At 46.6% G+C, this 23,345-nt stretch carries 20 protein-coding genes; all 20 read left to right on the top strand.

Annotated features, from left to right (window positions below; genetic code table 11):
- Positions 1-493 precede the first annotated feature (493 nt).
- The gene (gene tssB / locus KGP17_RS22700) at positions 494-979 is read left to right on the top strand and encodes a type VI secretion system contractile sheath small subunit (protein ID WP_021806331.1); all 486 of its coding nucleotides are present in this window, start codon (positions 494-496) and stop codon (positions 977-979) included.
- Positions 979-2,460 (top strand): type VI secretion system contractile sheath large subunit, encoded by a 1,482-nt coding sequence (gene tssC, locus KGP17_RS22695; RefSeq protein ID WP_021806330.1) that lies wholly within the window; start codon positions 979-981, stop codon positions 2,458-2,460. The genes tssB and tssC overlap by 1 nt, the downstream gene beginning before the upstream one ends.
- A gap of 26 nt (positions 2,461-2,486) precedes the next feature.
- Entirely contained in the window at positions 2,487-2,969 is a 483-nt protein-coding gene (locus tag KGP17_RS22690; RefSeq protein WP_021806329.1) for a hypothetical protein, read from the top strand.
- A 43-nt stretch (positions 2,970-3,012) separates the two neighbouring features.
- Positions 3,013-3,423, top strand: coding sequence for a GPW/gp25 family protein (locus KGP17_RS22685; RefSeq protein WP_223498383.1), 411 nt, complete (start codon positions 3,013-3,015; stop codon positions 3,421-3,423).
- On the top strand, positions 3,420-5,216 hold the full coding sequence (gene tssF, locus KGP17_RS22680) for a type VI secretion system baseplate subunit TssF (RefSeq protein ID WP_223498382.1): 1,797 nt from the start codon (positions 3,420-3,422) through the stop codon (positions 5,214-5,216). Before KGP17_RS22685 ends, tssF begins: the two co-directional genes overlap by 4 nt.
- Positions 5,207-6,142, top strand: a complete 936-nt coding sequence (gene tssG, locus KGP17_RS22675; RefSeq protein ID WP_223498381.1) for a type VI secretion system baseplate subunit TssG — start codon at positions 5,207-5,209, stop codon at positions 6,140-6,142. Before tssF ends, tssG begins: the two co-directional genes overlap by 10 nt.
- A gap of 3 nt (positions 6,143-6,145) precedes the next feature.
- Entirely contained in the window at positions 6,146-8,044 is a 1,899-nt protein-coding gene (locus KGP17_RS22670) for a type VI secretion system Vgr family protein (RefSeq protein WP_223498380.1), read from the top strand.
- Between the two features lie 9 nt (positions 8,045-8,053).
- Positions 8,054-8,521, top strand: a complete 468-nt coding sequence (locus KGP17_RS22665; RefSeq protein ID WP_223498379.1) for a hypothetical protein — start codon at positions 8,054-8,056, stop codon at positions 8,519-8,521.
- Positions 8,521-8,820, top strand: a complete 300-nt coding sequence (locus tag KGP17_RS22660) for a PAAR domain-containing protein (RefSeq protein ID WP_200863884.1) — start codon at positions 8,521-8,523, stop codon at positions 8,818-8,820. The genes KGP17_RS22665 and KGP17_RS22660 overlap by 1 nt, the downstream gene beginning before the upstream one ends.
- Before the next feature lie 3 nt (positions 8,821-8,823).
- Entirely contained in the window at positions 8,824-9,903 is a 1,080-nt protein-coding gene (tssA, locus tag KGP17_RS22655; protein WP_223498378.1) for a type VI secretion system protein TssA, read from the top strand.
- Positions 9,900-10,538, top strand: a complete 639-nt coding sequence (locus tag KGP17_RS22650; protein ID WP_223498377.1) for a type VI secretion lipoprotein TssJ — start codon at positions 9,900-9,902, stop codon at positions 10,536-10,538. Before tssA ends, KGP17_RS22650 begins: the two co-directional genes overlap by 4 nt.
- A gap of 10 nt (positions 10,539-10,548) precedes the next feature.
- Complete coding sequence (gene tssK, locus KGP17_RS22645; protein WP_223498376.1) at positions 10,549-11,922, top strand: type VI secretion system baseplate subunit TssK; 1,374 nt, start codon at positions 10,549-10,551, stop codon at positions 11,920-11,922.
- On the top strand, positions 11,919-12,533 hold the full coding sequence (locus KGP17_RS22640; RefSeq protein ID WP_024530838.1) for a DotU family type IV/VI secretion system protein: 615 nt from the start codon (positions 11,919-11,921) through the stop codon (positions 12,531-12,533). The genes tssK and KGP17_RS22640 overlap by 4 nt, the downstream gene beginning before the upstream one ends.
- A gap of 6 nt (positions 12,534-12,539) precedes the next feature.
- Entirely contained in the window at positions 12,540-16,127 is a 3,588-nt protein-coding gene (locus KGP17_RS22635) for a type VI secretion protein IcmF/TssM N-terminal domain-containing protein (protein ID WP_223498375.1), read from the top strand.
- Positions 16,128-16,811: 684 nt separating this feature from the next.
- Positions 16,812-17,549 carry a molecular chaperone gene (locus tag KGP17_RS22630; protein ID WP_223498374.1) on the top strand — a complete coding sequence of 246 codons (738 nt, stop codon included), beginning with the start codon at positions 16,812-16,814 and terminating at the stop codon, positions 17,547-17,549.
- 339 nt (positions 17,550-17,888) lie between these two features.
- A complete protein-coding gene (locus KGP17_RS22625; RefSeq protein WP_223498373.1) occupies positions 17,889-18,365 on the top strand; it encodes a hypothetical protein in 477 nt (158 codons plus the stop codon).
- A gap of 56 nt (positions 18,366-18,421) precedes the next feature.
- Positions 18,422-18,895: a hypothetical protein gene (locus KGP17_RS22620; protein WP_223498372.1), complete on the top strand. Its 474-nt coding sequence runs from the start codon at positions 18,422-18,424 to the stop codon at positions 18,893-18,895.
- 361 nt (positions 18,896-19,256) lie between these two features.
- Entirely contained in the window at positions 19,257-21,695 is a 2,439-nt protein-coding gene (locus KGP17_RS22615) for a fimbria/pilus outer membrane usher protein (RefSeq protein WP_223498371.1), read from the top strand.
- A 385-nt stretch (positions 21,696-22,080) separates the two neighbouring features.
- Entirely contained in the window at positions 22,081-22,620 is a 540-nt protein-coding gene (locus tag KGP17_RS22610; protein ID WP_223498370.1) for a fimbrial protein, read from the top strand.
- Between the two features lie 9 nt (positions 22,621-22,629).
- Positions 22,630-23,343: a molecular chaperone gene (locus KGP17_RS22605; protein ID WP_223498369.1), complete on the top strand. Its 714-nt coding sequence runs from the start codon at positions 22,630-22,632 to the stop codon at positions 23,341-23,343.
- Positions 23,344-23,345: the final 2 nt, after the last annotated feature.

Genomic DNA, 23,345 nt, shown 5'->3' with positions numbered 1-23,345 from the left:
CGTCTCTGTCGGTTTTTTTGCACAATAAATTAGATGTGAAAGGAGAACGGATTCACCATTTCTTAATTGAAACACTTATTAATATCAAATTTTTATCCATAATTATTAAACAAATGTATAGGCAGCAATACTATTAGCTCTGGGAGATAGTACAACAACACAAAAAAACAATCAACCACGCTTGATTGTTTTTTTGTGTTGTTGTAAAGTGGCTGACATATTCAGTGTTTCGTACCATTACAATCGACAAGATTTGCATGAGGTGTTTTTTGTCAACTAAATTTACAGCCATTCCCCCATATTTACATCGCTTGACAGTCTGTGGTGACCCAAGTACTGAAAAATTGATCTTCTCGTGAGTATTTTAATCAACTCAACCTTTTGATCTTTAATCGCTAATTGTAAACATAGAGGTCGTCAGCCGTTGAGGTTTGATGAAGTCATTGGCAATAGTGTCGACATTTCAACCTGTCACTTATTTGTAGAACCACATATGAGCAGCACACAGCACAAATTAAATAAAGATAAGTCCCCTAGGGTACAGATTACATACGACGTAGAAATAGGCGATGAACAAAAGATTAAAGAGTTACCTTTGGTGATCGGTGTACTTGGTGATTTTACACAGCCTGACAATACGTTGCGTGAACGTAAGTTCCTTAATATCAATAAGGATAATTTCAGCGAGATCATGTCGTCAATGAGGCCAGAGGGTGAGTTTCTTGTCGATAGCGTGTTGCCGGGCAAAGAGGGGAAACTGTCGGTTTCCCTGGTCTTTAACCATATTGACGATTTCTCGCCAGATCATATTGCTGGGCAAATTGAGCCACTACGAAAACTTGTCGAGCTGCGGGAGATTTTGTGCGATCTACGTAACCGTGCTGCCGGTAATGAAATGTTGAAAGAACATCTGCTCACGTTGCTACAGCAACCCAAGCTTATCTCATCAGTATCAAGTCAAACAAAGGATGGTGAGTGATGACTATCGAATCCGAATTGTTACGGAGCATGCCTGCTGTGGTTAACGAGGGTTATTTGAACCAAGTCATTGATAACACTCAGGCGATCCGGCGAGAATCTGATCGGCATCGTATGCAAACGCAGCTCCGTCATTTCCTGACGGAAGTCGTTTCTGGTGCAATTGTGGTTTCAAGTGATCTTATTGGGAGTATTGAAGGTCGCATTGCTGCAATTGATGAACTTCTGTCCAGACAAATCAGTCTCATCATTCATGCACCGGAATTTCAGCGTAAAGAGTCATCCTGGCGCGGGCTGCATAAACTCGTACAGGCAAGCGCTACCGAGAATACTCAGATTCGATTGTTGCAATGTACCAAGCGTGATTTAAGCAAAGATTTTAAGTCCGCTTCTGACTTTGACCAATCGACCTTGTTTAAATGTGTGTATGAAAGTGAATATGGCACATTTGGTGGCGTGCCTTTTGCTGCATTTATCGGCGATTTTCAATTCGATAATACCCCCCAGGATATTGAGCTGCTGGAGCACATTTCCCATGTTGCTGCTGCGGCGCATGCCCCTTTTCTGAGCGCTATTGCGCCCGGAATGCTGTCGATGAACAATTTTTCTGAAATGCAGGCACCACGCAATCTGGCAAAGCTTTTCGAAACCAGTGATTACGCCCGCTGGCGTTCTTTTCGGCAAAAAGAGGATAGCCGTTACATCGGCTTGACACTTCCCCAAGTCCTCGGGCGGATGCCTTACGGGGCAAGAACAGTGAGTGTCGACACCTTCAATTTTACTGAGTACCTGCGTGAAGATGCGGTGGGTTCTGACTACCTGTGGGTTAACTCTGCCTATGAATTGGCGGGGCGTATCGTACAATCCTTTGAAGAGTACGGCTGGTGTGCCTCGATCCGAGGCGTGGAGGGGGGAGGGCTGGTTGACGCGCTGCCGGCGTACCATTACATCGCGGAAAACGGCGAGCGTTTGATGCAGTGCCCAACACAAATCGCCATCTCTGACCGCAGAGAGAAAGAGTTATCTGACCTTGGTTTCATTCCTTTGGTGCATTGTAAAGGGACGGATTATGCCGCGTTCTTTGCGGTGCAATCGGTCAACAAACCGCGTGAATATAATTCTGAACAGGCAAATATCAACGCCCATCTTTCTACACAGCTACAATATATTCTGGCGACATCGCGTTTTGCTCATTACCTGAAATCTATCGTGCGGGACAAAGTAGGCAGTTTTATGTCGCGTAATGAATGTGAGGAGTATTTGCAGAAATGGCTCATGCAGTACGTTGTCGCTTCAGATAATGCAGGGCCGGAAACCAAAGCCCGACATCCGTTACGCGAGGCCAGTGTTGAAGTTGTTGAAGTACCGGGGTTTCCTGGTACTTACCGTGCCATTGCTTATCTAAAACCCCACTTCCAGCTTGAAGGTTTAAGTATGTCTTTGCGATTAGTCGCAAACTTACCTGCAACAGTCAGTATTTAACATCATTAATGTATTGGATATTCATAATGGCAAAGTTGAAAGACTGTCAGTTTATTGAAATTAAAATTGACAATAAAGTGGTCTCTGGTTCTTCTGAAGAAAAGAAATACAAAAACTGGATGGAGGCTTATTCTCCGGAGGGGCTTTCCACCTATTCGGGTAAAGATGGTGCCCACTTTGAATCTGTCCATGCTTCTATTCTGGTGACAAAGGATAGCAGCAACTTGTATGAAAAATACTTACAACGTGGCTATAAAAAAATCACAATAACCATTGTTCATCGTGGTTCAGATCATTTTGATCAGGATTATGAAATACAACGTACAGTTTATAATGACTGTAATATTAATTACATACGCTTTGAAATGCGTGAAAAACTCTTTATGAACATTGCTTTCGATTTTGAGGGGATGGTTGAGGTGACCTTTAACGTGCCTAATGCGATGGATACCAGTCTGGATAAAATCGGCCCAATTAAATATGACATTCCAGAAAAATCCCTTAAATAATAACGTGAATGCAGTGCAGATCCATTTTTTTTGAGAGTGTAAAATGCCGTCACTATTGCTGCGCCTGAGCGATAACAACCCGGATAGGGAGGAGGACTCGTTCCTTGAGGAAAATAACAATTGGTTGTTAAATGAACTGGGGATGCTTTTTTCTTCATGCTCACGCTTAGCGTTTCTTGAGGATATTTCTTTGGTTAACTGTTCTGTCTTAAATTATGGCATTAACGCCTCTGTGACGCAGTTGACTGAATTTGAACAACAGAAACGGGTTATTGAGCAGAGAATAAAAAATGCATTACATCGCTTTGAACCCAGGCTTACTCATGTTGCGGTCAAGGCAGGTTCTCGTCAGACGGCCAAGGTTATGTTTGACATACAGGCGCAGTATCGGGAAGAACCCATGTTGTTTCAACTGGTATGGGATGAGTGTGCCAGTAGGATTTCACTCGTATGAATAAGCTGCTCTTGTACTACCAGAAGGAGCTGGTTTTTTTGAAGCAGCATGGCAAAGTCTTTGCCCAGCGTTTCCCTAAAATTGCCAGACGGTTAGGCATGGTTGACGGAGGATCGGAAGATCCTCATGTTGAAAGGCTCATCGAATCTTTTGCCTTATTAACCGCGCGGATCCACCAACGATTAGATGACGATATGCCTGAAGTGGCTCAAGCGCTTCTCACTACACTGGCTCCTCAGTTTCTCAGGCCTATCCCGTCTACGTGTATTGTGGCTGTTGAGCCAGATCGGTTGAAAAGTGGCATAACTGAAAAGACGACGATTCCCGCTGGAACGTCGCTGTTTTCACGTCACATTAGCGAGGCAGTCTGCCAGTTTCAAACCGTTTACGCCGTAACGCTACAACCTCTTGCGATCAACAATGCACGGTTTTTTTTCGATAAAAACAGCTTGAATTGGTGTCTGCATCTGCGATTTGATGTTTGGTCTGGAGCCACTGTCAATGGGGACAATCTACGCGTATTTCTACATGGCCCCAGTAATGCCGTGAATATGATCTATACCCTGCTCTGTTCAGCCATAAAAACGCTGAGCCTGCATTATGGTGAGCAGCATTATTCTCTCAAACCCAATTCGGTGAATCCGGTGGGATTTCAGGCTCAAGAAGGCGTGTTGGCCAAAGACCCACGAATAGCATCTATTTACGCCTTGCTACAGGAGTATTTCTGTTTCCCACAAAAGTTTCATTTTTTGGATTTACAGCTACCCAAACAGTTCAGGGCTTCGGCCAATACGACGTTTGAACTGGACGTCGTGTTCAACCGCACTCATCTGGCGCCTCATCTGGAAAAGCTGGCTGGACTCATTGATGAGAACTTCTTCAGACTGCACTGTACGCCAGCGGTGAACCTGTTTGCACAATGTGCTGAGCCTATCATGCTTAATGAAGGTACGGCAGAATACCCGGTGATCCCGGATATTCGCAGGCAGGATCAGATTGATATCTGGGCCATCAACGATGTGATTGCTCAAACTAAGCAGCATGACAATATCGTCATGCGCCCAATACTTCCGTTGTTTGGTATCCAGCATACGCGCCAGGCGGAGGGCTCCGGTATTTACTGGCAAAGTTTTCAGCGTCAAACCGTGACAGCGAACGGAACGGATAACAAGGTGTTTATTGCTTTTGCCAATACCACCGCCGAAGTTGTTACATCAGATGCAGATATCGTTACGATCAGCCTTTCATGCACCAATCACTCACTCCCTAGCCAGATGAAAAATGGCCACCCAGAAGGCGATTTTGACGCAGATATGCCACTTGCCGGGATAAAAATCCTCGCGTTGAACCGGCCAACCCGTCCCATTATGCCGCCTGCTAGCAATGCGGTGCAGTGGCGCCTGATTTCACAACTCTCAATCAATCATATGTCACTTGGCAGCACGGATGGGGCGAATATTTTACGCGAAACTTTAATGCTCTATAACGTCCAGGAGCTTCCGCAGATCACCCGTATGATTGACATGCTGCTGCGCATTGAGGTACAGCCGGTGACTGCGCGCCTGAATGGCAATGATCCGCATTCGCTGGCTAGGGGCATCGAACTGACACTTGTTTTCCATCAGGACATGCTCCACGAGCCGGAATATTATCTACTGTGCTGTTTTCTAGACCATTTCCTCGGCCTCTACGCGCCCGTCAACAGCTTCAGTCGCGTGACCACTATCATCGAAAATGAGCCGTATACTCGCCACACTTATCCGATCCGGGTAGGGAGACTATCGTGGATTTAACGCGCATCACCAGCAAATTCAGTTTCTATCAGCAGATCAGAGTGTTGCTGCGCAAACTGCGTGATGGCAAAACGCCCATGCTTGAGATTCTGGACAGGAAGTTGTCGCTGACATCGACGCTTTCACTGAAAAAAACCGACGGCCAGGTGGCGAGTATCGCACGTCAATTATCGGAGGAGCGACTCTGCGTCACCTTGTGGCAACATGGACTGACGGGGGGGCAGGGGGCGTTACCAACGGCCTACACTGAGTGGATGATAGAGCGCCATTACCGCTATGGTGACGACAGTGCCAAAGCCTTTCTGAATATGTTTGATCATAGACTTTATTGTCTAGATTACCTGGCATGGCAAAAGAACCATTTCTATGCGCAGGCCGAATTTGAGGCCAGGCCCCTTGTGCAACAGATTGCACAGGCTTGTACGGGGCCACTGACGACAGCATCAGAACGATACACGCACCTTTTTTCCTCACCGGTAAGGACCGTCGTTAACCTGGAGGCTTGGCTCGGTCATTACTTCAACGTCCCTGTGCAAATTCGCCCATTTGCCGGCAAATGGTTACCGCTCAGTGAAATAGAGCGCTGTCGTTTAGGCCACGTGGATCAGAAACTGGAAAACGCTCCAATGATTGGTTCTGTGCGTTGGGATATCCAGTCTCATTTCAACGTGATATTAGGGCCAATAGAGCAGACTGCGGCGCAACATTTCGTTCCACAAGGAAAATACTATCAGGAAATCTGGCAACGTATCCGTGAATACGTTGGCCCGGTGCTGGACTTCTCTATTTATCTCGAAATAAGTCATAGCAAAGCGGTTCCTCTTGGCACAGGTCAACTCGGATTCAGTGCCTCCATTAGCCAGAGTGAGGCAATGTCGGTACGTCAGGTTTGTCTGCCGGTTTGTCACTCTTTAATAGGAAACTGAAAGATGAGTGTAAAAACACAATTTAGAGAAATGCAACACTGCCACTTTCTGCACTGGAAAGGTGCCGTTGCTGATGACTTGCTCCTGCTCTCTTTAACGGGTAAGGAGTCAATTTCTGCCCCTTTTCACTACCAGTTGCGCTCTTTGACCGAACTGGATGAAAAAGAAATAGCGGCTCTGCACGGGAAATCCGTGTCCTGCCAAATTGGCACAGAGGGAAATCAATGGCCTCGACGACATGTGCACGGTGTTATCACGCAGATCAATTGTCATCGAGACAGAGATAATCAGAGGCTGTGTACGTTAACGTTGGAACCTGCTTTCGCGCTGTTGCGCCTGGGCAGGTCGATGCGTATCTGGCAGAATATTTCAGTGCCGGATATCGTCAGCTCACTGCTCAGCGAGCATCACATCACCGCAGTAGATATACAATTGCGGAGCATGTACTCGAAGCGCGAATACTGTATGCAGTATCGGGAATCCGACTTCGATTTTATCTGCCGCCTTTTGGAAGAGGAGGGTATTTATTACTTTTTCACACATAGTGAAGCACAACATCAATTGGTTCTAGCTGACCATCCGTCTGGGCACCCCACAAGCTCCTCCACGCTGTGTTGGCATCACCATGGCAAAATACTGACAGCGGGGAATATTGACCGCTGGTCCTCGTGTTCCTCACTTATTCCCGATGCCGTAATGCTGACGGGGTATAACGCGCAACAAGCCGCCCGTATTTCACACAAGTTAACATCCAGGAGCGAATACCCTCGCGCTCATCACGTGACCCGCACAGACATTACGCCGCAGGGTGAACGCGACCAGGTTATTGGCATGACAAAAAAAATTATCGAGGCCTATGAAACCAACACCCGTTTTTTCGAGGCACAGGTAAATGCACATTGGCTCAGTTGCGGAGAAGTCTTCGAATTTACGGAGCACCCGACGGATAATGGCCGTTTTCGTATTCACGAACTGACTATCGATGCTACCAATAATTTTGAGCAAAAGACCAGTCACTGCAACAGCACGATCCACGCATTGCATGACAGTGTCGTTTGGCGGCCGATTTGCACCCATCAGTCAAGAGAGATTGCAGGCGTTTTGACAGCCAGAGTGGTGGGCCCTACCTCCGAAGAGATACACACCGACGAATATGGCCGTATCAAAATCCAATTCCCATGGGATAACGAAAACCAGCATAACCACACCAGCTCTTGTTGGGTCCGCGTCTCCCAGCCTTGGACAGGTAATCGATTTGGTGGGCAATTTTTACCGCGCATTGGCAGTGAGGTACTCGTCAGCTTTATTCAGGGTAATCCTGATTTTCCACTGGTCATTGGCACCGTTTACAACGGTGAGAATAACCCCCCCTTCCCCCTTCCGGGAGAAAAAAATGAGTCTGGGTTCGTATCGCGAAGCTCCAGCAAGGGCGGTATGGAGGAAGGGCATCGTCTGAGCTTTAACGATACGAAAGGCGAAGAGAAACTGACTATGACTGCCCAAAAAGACTTACAGCTGACGGTAAAAAATGACTGGACTAGCCTGGTGAGCCGTAAAGTGATTTGCAAAATCGGCGCCGATCGTGACACCGAGATTGTGGAAGGTAATGAGACTTTAATACTGAAAAAAGGTCATTTGCAGCAGCAGGTGTACGGTAATTACGCCCTCACAACCACGGGCTGCAGCATCAACACCAAAAAAGCCTGTGTTATCGAATCAAATCAATCGATTACGCTGAAAGTGGGTTCTTCCCAGATCGCCCTGACGCCAGTAGGCATCACTCTCAGTGGCAATATCATCAAAATCGACGGGGCTGCAATAACGGAGCTAAAAGGTGCGATGGCCCAGATTATGGGCAAAGGTATGGTGCGGATCCAAGGTGGGATCATCAACATTGGTTAAAGAATGACAATGTCAGAACATCTTATTTACCCCTCTGCCTGGGGCTCTGAAGCGTTACAGCTTGTCAACACTGGGCGGTGGGAACAGGCCCTTCAACTGTGGACAGAGCAGGTTGCCCCAGCCAGGTTATGTGTCTGGTTAGCCGAGATAGTTGCGCTAGAACAAGCGAGTGATGGCCAGTTGCTTGATCAAATACGCCGTTGGCCTGTCCAGAAAAGTGATGCGCTGCGATGGCGGATCTTTCATCTGGCGGAGGCTCAGGGTTTTGATACACCGGCAGGTGCACTTGGTCTTTCGTTGTTTTGGAGCGAGGGGAGTATGAGTCCGGAAGGACTTGAGCCGATTTTTCCCGTCCCTCAGCTTAGTCGGCAGATGTGCCATTGCATGTTACTTATGTGGGTTATTCAAAGCATAGATAACCCAGATGAAGGTGCACGTAATTTGTTAACACAATGGATTAATCAGGAAAATAAATAATGGCACAGCCCGCAGCCCGTATTTCAGATATGCATGTATGTCCCAAGGTATCCCCCGGTTTGCCTCCGATCCCACACATTGGTGGGCCCATCATCGCACCTGGTGTATCAACGGTACTGATTGAGGGACAGCCTGCTGCGACAGTCGGTAGCCTGGCTGTTTGTACCGGCCCTCAAGACAGCATCGTGGCGGGGAGCACAAAGGTGCTCATTGGTAACAAGCCAGCAGCTCGTCTGGGAGATGCTTGTGCCCATGGCGGCATAATTACCACCGGTTCAACTCATGTGCTACTGGGATAAACGATGTTATCAATTGAACTCGACATGACCGCGTTACTCTTGCCAATCACCCCGGAAAACCCTAAGGGTAACTGCCTTGAATATGAACCGATCTATGACGACATCCGTCAAGCGCGGGAAAGTGACCCAGACTATTTATACGACGGCGAATGGACGGCTTCAGTGCCACGCCGTGCTGACTGGGAAAAGGTGCATAAGCTTTGTTCACTGGCTCTGGTGCGTGAGAGCAAAGATCTCCAACTGGGCTGCTGGTTGGTTGAAGCGCAGACCCATTTACAAGGCATTGAGGGTATTGCGGTCGGACTGCGTTTTCTTAGCGAGTTTATGACACGTTTCTGGTTGCACTGTTGGCCAGAACTCGATGAGGAGGGCGCATCCATCCGTTACGCAAAGCTCAGCAGGCTTGACCGCGACATTAGTCAGTTTCTGTATACCTTTCCGCTTCTGCAGCATGAGTCATCTTCGCTGGCACACTGGCGCAAAGTGCTGGCATTTGAACAAAAGGTGTCTTTCAAGCCACACTCGCAAGATGAGTTGATCATGGCGGAAGGGGATTTCACGCTCGCGAGCTTTGAACTGCAAAGTGGCTCATTTTCAGTGAGCAACCTCAGGCCGCAGACAGAGCGATTGACAGGGATACTTGGACAACTCAACGAATTGGATGAGTGCTATGTATCACTCACCCAAGAGGAAAACCATACCCTCTTTAGTCAAACCCGTCAGACCTTAATCGATATGCTGAATTTTCTGCATCGTATGATGCAACAGTACATGCCTGTCGGCAGCGATGTGAGCCACGTGGATGCTATAGCGCCGAGCGAAAGCCCGAGCATTGATGTCATTACCCAATATAGGTTGCCCACTGACAAGCAAGGAATGTCGCGGAATATTGCCATCAGCCAGATGTTGGATATTGCAAACTTCTTCCGACAAACCGAACCCTCAAGCCCTGTCCCCTTCCTGATGGAGCGTGCTGCCCGTTGGGCAAATATGACACTGACGGAATGGTTGGATGAAATGCTCACCGACAGTAACAGCCTGCGTGATATTAACTATGTATTAAAAGGACAAGAGAATTCATGACTGTCCTAACTTCTTTATTGATGGTTACTCTGGTTTTTTTCCTGAGCGCTTGTGCTGATCCGCGTTCAGGACCGACGGAGCCTCAAACGATAACGCAAGCTGCAGCACCTTTTTCGGCAGGAGCAATCACACTGAATGTGACAGCTGAACCTGGGCTTAATACCTGGAACTGGATGGCCAACAGTTGCACATTACTAGTGATCCAGGCTCAGAACGCAAGTTCACTCAACTCGTTGCTCTCAAACCCGACACAGCTTAAAAACCTATTTGGTGGTGCTGTTGCTATGGACGATCTGTTAAAGGTTGACCGCTATGTCGCGATGCCAGGCCAGCAGACGACGTTGCATATTGACCGCAGTGCGAATACCCGCCAAGTTGCGATCGTGGCGGGTTATTACCCCTTCCCCAGAAAACAACACACGGCATTGTTGGCAATTCCTATCACCGCAGCCCGTCAGGGATGGTGGATGCCAGCGAGAGAGCCAACGCTTGCACCGCTGACAATAGGCATCACGCTGGGTAGCCACAGTATCACCCGCCTCAACGGCGCTGAATATAGCCCTGCAGTTCTGACATCGGTGGCTGACCTGTACAAATTGAACCACGCTGCAGCTCTCACTGAGTCAGCAAAGTAACAGAGGTAACATGTATTCTGAAGAGCAACAGGTTTATTGGTATTCAGGGCTTTACCTTCAGCCTCAGCATTTCCAGTCTATCGATTTACACCACAGCCATATGCTGGCGCGGCAGCGACAGCTTTCTCAGCCATGGAACACAGGGATTGTCAGTGTGGATATCCACCATGAAACTCTGGCAGATTTTGTACTGAAAATCGATAATCTACGTGCCATTCTGCCCTCGGGGCATTACCTGGAATACCCAGGTAACTGCCGGGTTGAACCCTACTCGTTTCGTGATACCTGGAAGGTGCGTGAAAAACCTTTCATGCTATGGCTAGCTCTGCGCCGTTTTGATCCCACGCAAGCTAATGTAGCTAATGATATGGCCTCTCATGCCCACAGCCGTTGGATAATCAGTAATAACGATGAGGTGATGAAAGATGTTTATCACCACGGGCCTGACAGCAAGATATCGCGGCTTGTTTACCATGTTCGCATTCTCTGCGAAGATGAAAAAACTAATGCGGGGGATTGTGAGTTTCTACCTCTGTTGCGCTTATGCCAAGACAATGACCGCGTGATACTGGATCCTGCATTCAGTCCGCCGGTTGTCACGCTGGGTGGCTTCCCAACACTCAAAAGAATGCTTGAGGGACTGTTCGCGGAGTTGGCCAGCAGAGCACACCGGCTCGAGGAGTACAAACAGGCGGAAAGACGAAGTGCAGGGGGACGTTCGGACAATCTGGTGCCGTTGTTGGTGATGCATTCATTAAACCGGGTACTCCCCCTGTACAACCACTATTGTAAAACACCAGCCTTACATCCATGGCACATGTATGGTTTGTTGACGCAATTAGTCGGTGAGCTTTCTTCTTTTAATGATATCTGTTCTTTTACGGGGGAGCCGACATTGCTGCCTTATGATCACTCCCGCTTAATGGACTGTTTCAACAGTGCGAAGAAGACGTTGATCACCCAGTTGAACGGTTTGGTACTGGAAAATAATACTTACATTTCCTTACACCCCGATGTTCAAGGTATTTTTCATGCCGATATTACAGCGCTGCTTACCCGTCCTTCTCAGTCGGTGCTACTGCTGTTGAATTCAAACACGCAGGGAACCTCTTCTTCATGGATCACTGATACCTCGGCCTTCAAAATTGCTCCCCGCCATAATATCGGCGGATTGATCCAGCATGCGTTGCCAGGGATCACGGTCACTATGATGACTACGCCACCTCGTGGCGTTCCGAACCCAAAAAATGTGATTTATTTTCAGCTTAATCAGAATGAATTGCTGTGGAACAGCGTCGAGCAATATCAGAATATTGCCTTTTACTGGGCTGAGGCACCGGATGATTTGCAGGTACAACTCGTGTTTATGGCACCGTCATCATGAGAGTACTGGATTGTTATCTCCCCGTTTTCACCTTGGTTACACGGTTTGAACATCAGACAGAAGACTTCTCTGATTATGACGATTTCCATCAGCAATGCATCAGGGTACTCGAGCAGGCCGTACAAGATGCAGGGCAGTTGAAACTTTCGGGCAGAGAAAGGGATGACGCGCTGTTTGCTGTGGTGGTTTGGCTCGATGAACGTATTTTATGTTCTGCACACCCCGAAAGCTCACGTTGGCGTACCAGCTTAATGCAACTCCGATACTTCCAGACTACCGTCGGCGGCAATGAATTCTTCAACCGATTGAATAAATTGGAAGACGTGCACCAACAGGTAAGGAATGTCTATCTGTTTTGTCTGCAACGAGGTTTTCACGGGAAATATGGTACACAGGATGCAGACGAACTTGCTACCGTGATTGAACAGCAAAGACAACGTTGTCTGCCCAAAAGCTGGCAGGCATGGCCTAACAATGAAGCGATCACACCAATCACTATCCCCCAACGTCGATCCCCCCTATTGGAAAGACATCGCATGGCGTGGGCGTTACTGACTATTACGTTGTTTTATGGCTTCCTTTTACTCGTTCAGACCCTTTATTTTTTATAAGATCACATGTTTAAAAAATTATTTGCTTTCGCAGGCTGGCTGCTGCTTTTATGCTTGATCCTGCTATTTTGTTTCATTGCGGGAATAGCGTTCAATTGGAAAACCACGACGATTTTTATCGTCTGGCTCAGTGTTCTCTTGGTTGCATTGATCTCATGGTCGTCTCTACTGTGGGTATCGTTAGTGATTAAAGAGAAAAAAATTCACCGTTACTTCCAGGCGTTCCGCCTGACGCACAGAGAAAAGGTCCTGTTCAAAAACTGGCGGTCCGGTGCGAGGACGGTCAGGCTCCTTCAGCGTAAAAACCGGTCGATCCCTTGGTATATCATGATGGGCGATCGGTGTGGTAAATCGTCACTCTTGACAGGAGCCAGCCTGCCGATGCTTTCAAGTCGCATGGAGGATCATGGTGTGGCCCCCACACAGACTTTTCGGTGGTGGTTTTTCCAACGCGTCTGTTTTCTTGACCTTTCCAGTCGTTTTTTAAGCGGCAAGGGCGAACTTGACCGGAGCTGGCTCCAGTTGGTCCGCTGGATCTCCAGGTTTTCTCCGCCGGCAGGGGTGGTGATCGGTATTTCTATCAGCGACCTGATGAATAACGACGCTAACGCGTTACAGTTTAAAGCACGCCAAATCCGTATTCAACTTGAGCCGCTAATCAGCAGGTTCAAGTATCAGCTTCCACTCTATATCACGATCAACCAGTGCGATAAGTATCCCGCCTTCAGCCACTGGGCCGGGCTTCTTTCCAAGAGCCAGCAACAGCAGGCTCTCGGGTATTACTGGCCTTTGCCACCTGACATAGACAGTAAAGATCTCACTACCTTACACCCCTTGTTTACTGCACTGAAAGAAGGGCTTGATCTTGCCCGTATTAGTATGGGAGGTGCACAGATGACGGTAGATAATCCGTGTGCACTGCTTGAGTTCCCTGAAAATTTTGCTCAATTACAGGCTCCATTATGGGGATTTCTGACATCCCTCTGTGAGCCTGACGCCTACTTTACCCAGGCAACGCTCGCAGGAGTGTGGTTCACCATCAGCGAAGAGCAGACTCAGAATCAACGTCAGCGCCCGTCGTATTTCGTTCAGGAACTGATTACCCATCATTTCGCCGCTTTTAGCCTTTCTCGCGAAGTTGTCTGGCAGCAAAGTAAAATGCGCAGAATGGCATTCACCTGCCTGCTGCTGTCGGGATGTGCAGGCGCATTGTGCTACAGTGCGATTAAAAGTGCTGCGCTTATGCACCATGATAGCTCGTTACTCGCACCACCCACCCTGATGGAACTGCTGCTGCGCAATGAAAGCCGCCATGATTCACCGTTAATCTATTGGCCATTCTCTCTGGTGCTTAATGAGCAGCATCAACAGGTTGAACAACAATGGGTGACAAAAGTATCGCCCCGCCTGTCAAACATACCGCAAATGATGGCCCGTTATCATCAGAGGTTCATGACAGCTTCAGCTGTGACCCAGCGCCAGATGGCTTTGGAGCTGGCACAAACTATCATCACCTTGCAAAGTATGGCAGAGGGCGCAACGCTTGAGGAGTTAGGGAAAAGGAACACCACAATAAGTGAATTGCAGTTAGTCTCAACGGATCACTCTTTATCGCAGCAGGAAAAATGGGCACTCCAGCGCTGGATGATACAGCAGCCTTCGGGTGCAGAACATATCGCCATGCTACGGCGCTTGCTGTCGACATTGCTCAGCCATGAACCCACCTTGAATTGGCTACTAGCACCGGAAACCTCGTTACCGGCTGTTCAGACCACAGATTTTTGGCCGCTACATATTCCATCCGGGAACTGGACACCAGAAGATGGTGTACGCATCAAGCATACGCCACGCCTATTGGCACCCGAAGCATCATTACCTGCTCTCCAGCTCAAGGATATTTGGCAACAAAATACTATGCTCTCGTCACTGTCCGGGGTCTGGACTCGTGAAGGCGACGTGCGTATCAGGCAGTGGGTAGCACTGCTCGATCGTGCGAGCCATTTAAAACAGCCCGATCCCCTTTTACTGCGTTTTGTTGAAACGCTTCCGGCCAAGCGTCAGGATGCTTGGAGGCAACTGTTGTTAGGCGCCTCACAGACGTTGCAAAACATCAAACCCCACTATCAATCTCAGAGTCAACTTATCGCCTTTAGCCAAGGGGAGAGTCCTGCTATGCGGTTTGCACAGCGTATTCGCGATGAATTGGCCGATATTCCGACAGAAGAGGCTCAACCTTGGCTGAACGAGCTGCGTCGGTTGGGGAGGCTACAATGGCTGAACGAGCTGCGTCGGTTGGGGAGGCTACAATCCATGACATCTGGGGGAGAGTCTCTTCTGAAACTACAAGAGACGGATACAAGGATGAGAAATGCTTTGGCGAGGTGGTTTCATGGCACAAAAAACCTTATACCAGCCCCCTCCTTGAACGAGCAGGCCCATGCTTGGGAGATGTGGCAGGTGGCGCTGAGTGCGGCGGCTCATAAGGCTCTTGGCACCGCCTCGTTGAGTTCAGATCTCACCAACGGCCTGTTTACGCCTGAGTCTGAGTTTAAAAACAGCAATCCATTGATTACGCTCTTCACAAACTACGAAAGCTTACGCCAAACTTTGAATCCGCAACGTCAACAGCTTGGTATCGATGCGGTCTGGGCGCTGTATAAAAGCGATGCCAGCATGCTGCTCGCTAACGCGGTAGCCCGTTCCAGTTGTTGGTTAAATACTGCATGGCAAAGCAACGTTGTCTGGCCGATGCGAAAGATCGCCAGTTCGCAAGACTACGCTTCTCGACGCAAACTTGCTTGGCAATATATCACCGACTTTATGCAAGGGCCGGCAAAAGGGGTGTTCATTGTTACAGACAAAGGGCCTCAACTGGGTGAGTTTAAGGGGCAAACACTGAGTGTTACGCCTGAATTCTTGAATTTGGTGCGTCATATACTCAGCACTGACGACATACTGAACCGTCAAGATCGCCAGAGCACGCACAATGATGACCGTTTGGCTACGCTCACCGAAGAGATTATGCAGCTCAAACAACAGCAAGCCGCGTTAGAGAATGAAGTACATAGTATTGATATTGTGAGTGAACCTGTAACCGTACCCGAGGGAACCAGGGTGTTTCCAACAGGCACACGGCTAACTCTGTGGTGCAAAGAGGGGGCAACCAGGTTTGACAGCATGAACTTTGCTGAGCAGATGCAGTTTACCTGGCAGCCAGGTCAATGCAACAGGGTCGATCTAGATGTCCGATTCCCGGATTTTGGCGTGCAATATCGTTATGATGGTGCTAGTGCCTGGCCTGATTTTCTTGAACAATTTAAACAGGGGGAAGTCCTGTTTGCTACTCAGGATTTTGATAAAAACGCTCATATGCTGGCTGAACAGGGTATCAAACATGTGTTGGTCCGTTTCAAGCTTTCTGAGCAGCAACCCTTGCAGCAATCATGGAAACAGTGGCTGGAGATAGAACATTTGATTGACGAGCTGATGCAGCAAAAACAGAAAGTTAGCGAACAGGTTCAGAGACAAAAATCTGGGGATGCCTTCTTGGGCAAACTCTCCCTACTTCCAGATAATGCGGCAATTTGCCGATGACTTGTTTATAAGGGGGAATTAAGACCGTTAAATTTTAATATGAACAATGAATGATTGCAGGCATCCAAGCTTGTTGCTTTGAAGAAGGACAGCATGTAGTAGCAGAATTTTGTTAACAATATGAATTCGCCGTTTGGTTACGTTGATACTGATTCCAAAAATTGTTTCTGTATCCGAGTGTAACGCTCATTCAATCAATGAGAAGCCTAGCTTACTAAAGCTACTTCAAGATGCGGACCGGTGGCAACTGAGCCCCTAATCTAAAACGGATCGTTCATTGAGGTGGGTCAATATGCGTTATAAGGGAGAATAACCAATGATTTATCACAAATTGCTTGTAATCTTGCGCGTTGCTACCGTGGTGTGATGTTGCTTGCTTAAAGGCTTCTGAGTTAGCCCAGTAACCCACCAGATCACAAATGAGCGTGATTTGGTCATTTTTACACATTATTTTTACTTTAGTGTTACAAAGTAGAGTGCTAATGTATCTATCAGTAACTGAGCAGCTATCTAGTGTAACCTGGAGAAAAAATTAAGGAACACCAAGTAATCAATCAGAGAATCCAATACTAGTAAGAGCTTCTAAAGGATGGCGAGAAACTTTCCTGCTCCGGGCTTATTTTAACCTTAAACTTGGTTAACAATTCATTATTAAGTAAAGACACTTAGCGAGAGGTTCGTCACGTGAGATTTACACAACCTAGTTTGTTCTCTACGACTTTACTATCATTATTTGCCATTTCAAATGTGGCAATTTCCGCAAGCCAGACGTATTCAGTGACGCTAAATAGTTCAAGAGTGATATATAAAGAAAGTCAGAAAGGTGGTTCGACCATCACTGTAAAGAATGAGCATGATTTCCCTATATTGATCCAACCGACTGTGATAGCGGAAGATAAAAAGGCTTCGGCACCGTTTGCGGTCACTCCGCCATTATTCCGGTTAAATGGCAAACAGGATAATACTCTCAGGATAGTCTACATCGGTAAAACACAAGCTGCCGAACGCGAGCATTTATACTGGTTGTGTGTTAAAGCGATTCCTCCTGTAGAAGAAGATGATGACAATACAGCTAAGAATGATGCTGTGAGTTCCAATATTCAGATTTCAGTTAATAATTGTATTAAATTACTGTATAGACCTAAAAACTTAGGTGGCCAAAACCAAGATAGTTTGGCTAAAGGGCTTGATTGGGAGTGGCGAGAAGGAAAACTTCAGCTTAAAAACACTTCGCCATACTATGTTAATTTTTCGTCAATAAAGATTGATGGTGTAATTGTGCCAGATGTGAGTTACGTTGCTCCTTTTGCTTCAGCACAATTTTCATTACCAGAAGGCGCAAAGGTAGGTGGAAAAGTAACATGGCAATCGATAAATGATTTTGGCGGGCAGAGTGTTCCTGCTGATGCTGTAATACGTTAACAGAGCGAGTTAAGAGGAAAGATATATATGGCTAAAATAATGGGTAGGCACTGTGAAAAAACACTTCAAATGAATACTGGCCTAGAACTGAGAGTAAAGGGTTACCTGTGTTGCAAACTTACGCGCTCTAACCGTCTGCAAAATCATTTATCCACGGGGCCACCTTAAAAGGAACTCCTGTTCTAACTGTCATTCTACAAGCTGATTTAGAACCTGGTTCACCATTGCAGTGGTGAACCAAGGAAGAAAATTAGCAGTTGAATGGATGTTTTGGCGAAATCAAGTCTATTGACTCTATTCGCTGTAATCTGAGCTTGATATTATATCAAAGGACATCTAATGTTTAAATCAAAAGTTGCATTACTTATTGCTGGTCTTTCATTTTCTGTTGCTTCAATGGCTGCTACCCAGATTGGCACGAACAGCACCCTGAATATCGAGGTGCCAATTGCTGCTCCTTCTACGCTGACTTCTGTATTTGAACCAGCAGCTGACTTGATTGCAGGGGCTGTATCTCCTGGTACTGTGCTTGGTAACATCCACTTAGTGACTACTGGCGCAGGGAATATCAACACGGTTAAAATTGTCCCGAACAATCCCGCTGCGACTTTCTCGTTGAGTGGTTCAACTTCCGGTACATCTTTACCTATCACTATTGGCGCCATGACTGAAGTTACATCGAGCATTGCCGATGGTAACACTACGTCGACAGTCGTGAGCCCGGCACAAGAGCAGTATCTAACGGTTTATGCCCATGGTACGCCAGTTGCAGATGTGTTTAGCGGTACCTTTACTGTGTCTGTATTTAGCGCTTAATTTTTAAGTAAATTAAGAGCGGACTGCTATTGCAGTCCGCTCTTGAGGTAAATTGTATGAAAAAAAACTGCGCCTCGCTACTCGCGATTTTGGCGTTCCCACAGTTCAGTTTTGCTGAGCCTATTGGAGCATCACCATTAAAAATCGAAGTTCCTGTTGCAATGGCAACGTATATGGTTGCTCAATATATTCCTGGCCCTGCGCATTCGAGTACGACGTTGTCAATTGGGGATGTGTTAGGTACGTTGCAAGTTTCTACAAGTGTGAGTACACCAATACAGAAGATTACCATTACACAACCTGGTAATCGCAGTAACTATTACCTTAAAAACCCGACCAGTCCAAATAAAAAGCTGCTGTTCACAATAGGAGCTACACCATCACTTAACCACTTACTCACTGGTTTAGTGACGTCAGCGAATGTTTCTTCTGTTAGTGAATTAGATCTCCCATTGAAAGTTGCTCAAAATATGACTGCACCGCCAGGAGTATATAAAGGTACATTTGTTATTTCCATATATGGCGATTAACGCTCTGTATCAGCTTAGGACGCATTAATCCTCTTAGTATTTATTGAGGTATATTACATCAGGGAATTAAGTGTATACAATTACTTACCTGGCCAGTTTTATGTGTTCTCTCTGTTCACTTTCACATAATTGTTGATGTGCTAATTAAAAAATAGGTCGATGATATTTAAATGAAATTGTTCTAGGTATATTACTCAATAATAGCATTTTGAAAAGGTCTTATGCTAAATGTCCATAATCATGAACATTGTTTTTTCTATGGATTGGAGGAGATGTGAGTAAACGCCGGTTGGATCAACTCTGTCCCTCGTCCAATCTTACCCTATTAGTGTTACTCACCGGTATCTACAGTGGGCCGGTGTTGTCCGAAAAAACCTACCGTTTCGACCCTGCTTTGCTTGGTAATCATCAAGCTGATAGCGTAGACATTGCGTTATTCAGTGAGGATGGCGCCCAGTTACCCGGCCCCTATCGGGTTGATATCTTTCTTAACCGCAAACGGGTGGACTCACGTGAAATAGTGTTTGTAGCCAAGAAAGGAAAGAAAGAACTATCCCCCTGCTTTAGCAGGGAAATATTGCTAAGGTACGGTGTGCTGGTTGACGACTACCCAGAAATGTTGACAAAAGAAGACGAAACTTCTCAGTGCATAGACCTCAGTGCCATTACAGGTGTAACCACTCAGTTTGATTTTGCACGCCAGCAATTGAAACTCAGCATCCCTCAAGTAGCATTACGGAAATCGACCTCAGGTCAGGTGCCTAAAGAGCTCTGGGATGAGGGGATTACTGCCTTTCGAATGAATTACTTGCTTAATGGTCGGCGCATGATGCCGCGTGATAGGCCGCAAAGCACAAATCACTACGCTAATTTACAGTCCGTGCTGAATTTAGGAGGCTGGCGAGTACACAATTTTTCCACTTGGCAACAAAGCAGTAATCAATCAGGTGCATGGAAAATTGGTCAAACCAACGCCAAGAAGGGGCTGTATCATCTCGATAGCCAACTCGCGCTGGGGGAATTCTATACTTCGCCTAACCTGTTTGACAGCGTTCCCATTTTGGGGGGGCAGATCATATCGGATGATAATATGCGGCCCTACAGTGAGCGAGGATATGCCCCGGTTATTCGTGGGATAGCTCGCACTAATGCGCGGGTTCAGGTAGAACAGAATGGAACTATCATATATACCGGCACTGTATCGCCAGGGGCTTTCGCTTTGAATGACCTGACCGCAGTAAGTAGTGGTGGTGTTCTCAATGTCACCGTGTATGAAGAAGACGGCAGTGTACAAAACATAGTAGTGCCTTTCGCCTCGTTACCGATATTCTTACGCCAGAGTGCATTTCAATACGCAATTACCGCAGGACGATACTGGCCCATGCCCACTAATGATGATGAAACTCCAGGATTTGGGCAAGTGACTGCGATCTATGGTTTGCCATGGAACATAACCGCTTATGGAGGAGTACAAAGTAGCCGAGATTATTTGGCAACAACTTTTGGCGTTGGTTCACTGTTGTGGCATTTGGGAGCCCTATCTGTGGATATGACCGAGTCTCAGGTGAATTGGCAGGACGGGGAGAATGAACGGGGGAAATACTGGCGGTTACGCTACAGTAATTCGCTGGCAGCTACGGGAACCACTTTTTCACTCAGCCGGCTACAGTACGACTCTATGGGTTTTTGGTCATTGGCTGAAGTAGTGAGCGTTGGGGATAGCGATAGTGTCAAAGTGAATGAACGCCAACGGGATCAATTCAGTATTCAGGCTAGTCAGCAACTGGCTAGGTGGGGGAGCGTCTCGCTCACCTGGCTTAGAGAGGGATATTGGCAGCAGGAGCTGAACCGGGAGTCGTTCGGTCTTTATTATGGTTCATCATGGCAGGATATATCCTGGGGGGTAAGTGGTACATTGAATCGCTACCCAAACGATAGCATCAAGGATAAGACAGAGCGTTTGGTCAGCCTGAATATAAGTATTTCATTATCGCGTTGGTTGAGTAATGCCTCACTCAGTTACAGTCTGAATCACTCATCATTCGGCCCTGCTAATCATTATATGAGTCTCAGTGGTTTAGCCCTTGATCGACAACTGAATTGGGGGGTACAACAAAATATCACTGAAAACCGTCAACAGAGTAACAACAGTAGTGCAAATCTGCGATACCGGGGAGGATATGGCGAGGTGAACGGACGTTATGGTTACAGTTCCGACAACAGAAGCTTGGATTATGGTGTAGCGGGGAGTGTATTGGCACATGGCGCTGGAGTGACATTGGCACAGCGTCTGGGGACGACAGTAGCATTGGTAGAAGCGCCAGGCGCAGCTGGGGTTGCTGCCCAATCCAGAGCCGGGGTGAGGACTGACTTTCGCGGATACACTGTTTTTCCTTCCTTGCAGCCGTATAGTGAAAACCGGATCGCACTGGATCCGACGACGGTGTCTGACGACGCGGCATTGGAGTCGTTCGATATGCGGGTGGTGCCAACCGAAGGTGCTGTGGTACGGGCCAAATTCGCTACCCGAAGCGGTGCTCGCGCGTTACTGACACTAAAGCGCCCAAATGGCAAAGCAATCCCTTTGGGAGCGATTGCTAGCTTGGACTCGGATAAGGCTGAGGGAAACGCCGGCATGGTTGGGGCTGAAGGACAGGTGTATCTTACTGGTATCCCAGAGCAAGGTAGCCTGCGTGTGCAGTGGGGGAAAGGTGATCACCAGCGTTGTTTGGTGGATTATGAGTTATCTATGGAAAAGAACCTGGCAGGTATGTATGAGATACAAGGCATTTGCAAGTAGGGAAGGGTAATGCCGAGACAATATATTTTTTCTCTGTTGAAAGATGTTAATAAACTTGAGTTCCCTCGTTGGCTCATGAATGATAGTTTTTATCAGACTGCACATTTTTTTAGTAAAAAAATTGAAAATACTAGTAATATCCAGAATAAAAATGAAAAAAAGAAAGTATATGCCATTGCATATCTAGTAAAATTTTTTATGACATGATGTGCTTTACCACTTTTGTGTGTATTCATACTCGGCATACTTTAAGTAATAATGTAAAGAAATGGAAGCTAATGGATTGTTCTTTTTTAATCATTTGGCATCATTGACATTTAGGCAGGCGTTGGCTTTAATTGAAGGGTGATAGACAAATTCAAATGAGTATTTGAAAGGTGAGAAAATGAAAAAATTAAAAGTATCAGGCTTGTTATGTATTCTATTATCATCTGGCCAGGCCGCTTTTGCGGTTGATGGTACAATACAGTTCACCGGTTCTGTAGTACAAAGTACTTGCCAATTAGCTTTAAATGGCGCTGGTATGTCAAATACAAACGCAACGACAATATCGTTTGACCCGATAGGTACCGAGTCCTTCTCAACTGCAGGAACGTTAGCTGGAGATTCAAAAGTATTGACGTTCACAGTCAGTTCTTGCGGTACTACTAAACCTAATAACCTTGAGGTGATTTATCTGACCGCCGCTGGTGGTGCTGCTCCATCAACCGCAAACACTGTACCTAATACAACAGCGGCAGCATCAGCAACAAATGCCGGTATTGCGATTACCCGTAGTGATGGTACAACGTTTGTCAAATCCGGTGATTTGTTGCCGCTAACCCCTACCGTGCCCCTCAGTTTAGTTGCACAATATGTTTCAACAGCTATCCCTGTTACTCCCGGTAGCTATACAGGAACTGTACAGTTAACAATGACCTATTGAGAAATGGATATGCACTCACATATTCCTTTGGCATTTTTGGGTCTTGCTTTTTTAGCCTCACTTGCATTGCCAAGTGAGGCTGAAGCAACAGTGATTATCAATGGAACACGGGTTGTTATGGATGGTAACAAAAATGAGGCAGTGATTACCGTTCATAACCCTGATGAGGCGGTATATCTAGTGCAATCATGGGTTGAAAAAAAACCCGGTGATACTCAGAAGACGCCTTTCTTTGTAACACCACCGCTTTCACGCATTGACCCTGGTAAAATAAATACATTGCGTATTATTCTCACTGAAAAGTCGCTCCCTGATAGTAAGGAGTCATTGTTCTGGTTGAATATCAAAGCTATTCCGTCGCTGCCTTCTTCTGGGGGGGAAGAACCAGACCAATTGATATTTATAGTGAAGAATGTTCTTAAGGTAATATATCGACCGGCATCGCTTTGGGGGAAAGATACAGAACGGAATCCTGAAAAGCTAGAATGGATTTATAAAAATGAGTTTATAGAGGTTAAAAACCCTACGCCTTTTGTTGTGAGCTTCAATAAGATTGCTGTTGATGGACAGGAGGTGGATGACATTAGCTATATCCTGCCTTTTTCATCCTCAAGAATAAAACTGAGAAAAAATAAAAGGCCTAATATGCTTACTTTTTCAACTGTAAATGATTATGGTGGCGAGAGTGCTACTTATACTCAAAAAATAATTCAACTCCCTTAGGT

Origin of the sequence: Serratia sp. JSRIV001, from assembly GCF_019968745.1 — a bacterium.
GTDB classification, from domain to species: Bacteria; Pseudomonadota; Gammaproteobacteria; order Enterobacterales; family Enterobacteriaceae; genus Chania; species Chania fonticola_B.
Note: the sequence above shows the minus strand (reverse complement) of the source record. Positions and strands in the feature narration are given on the sequence as shown.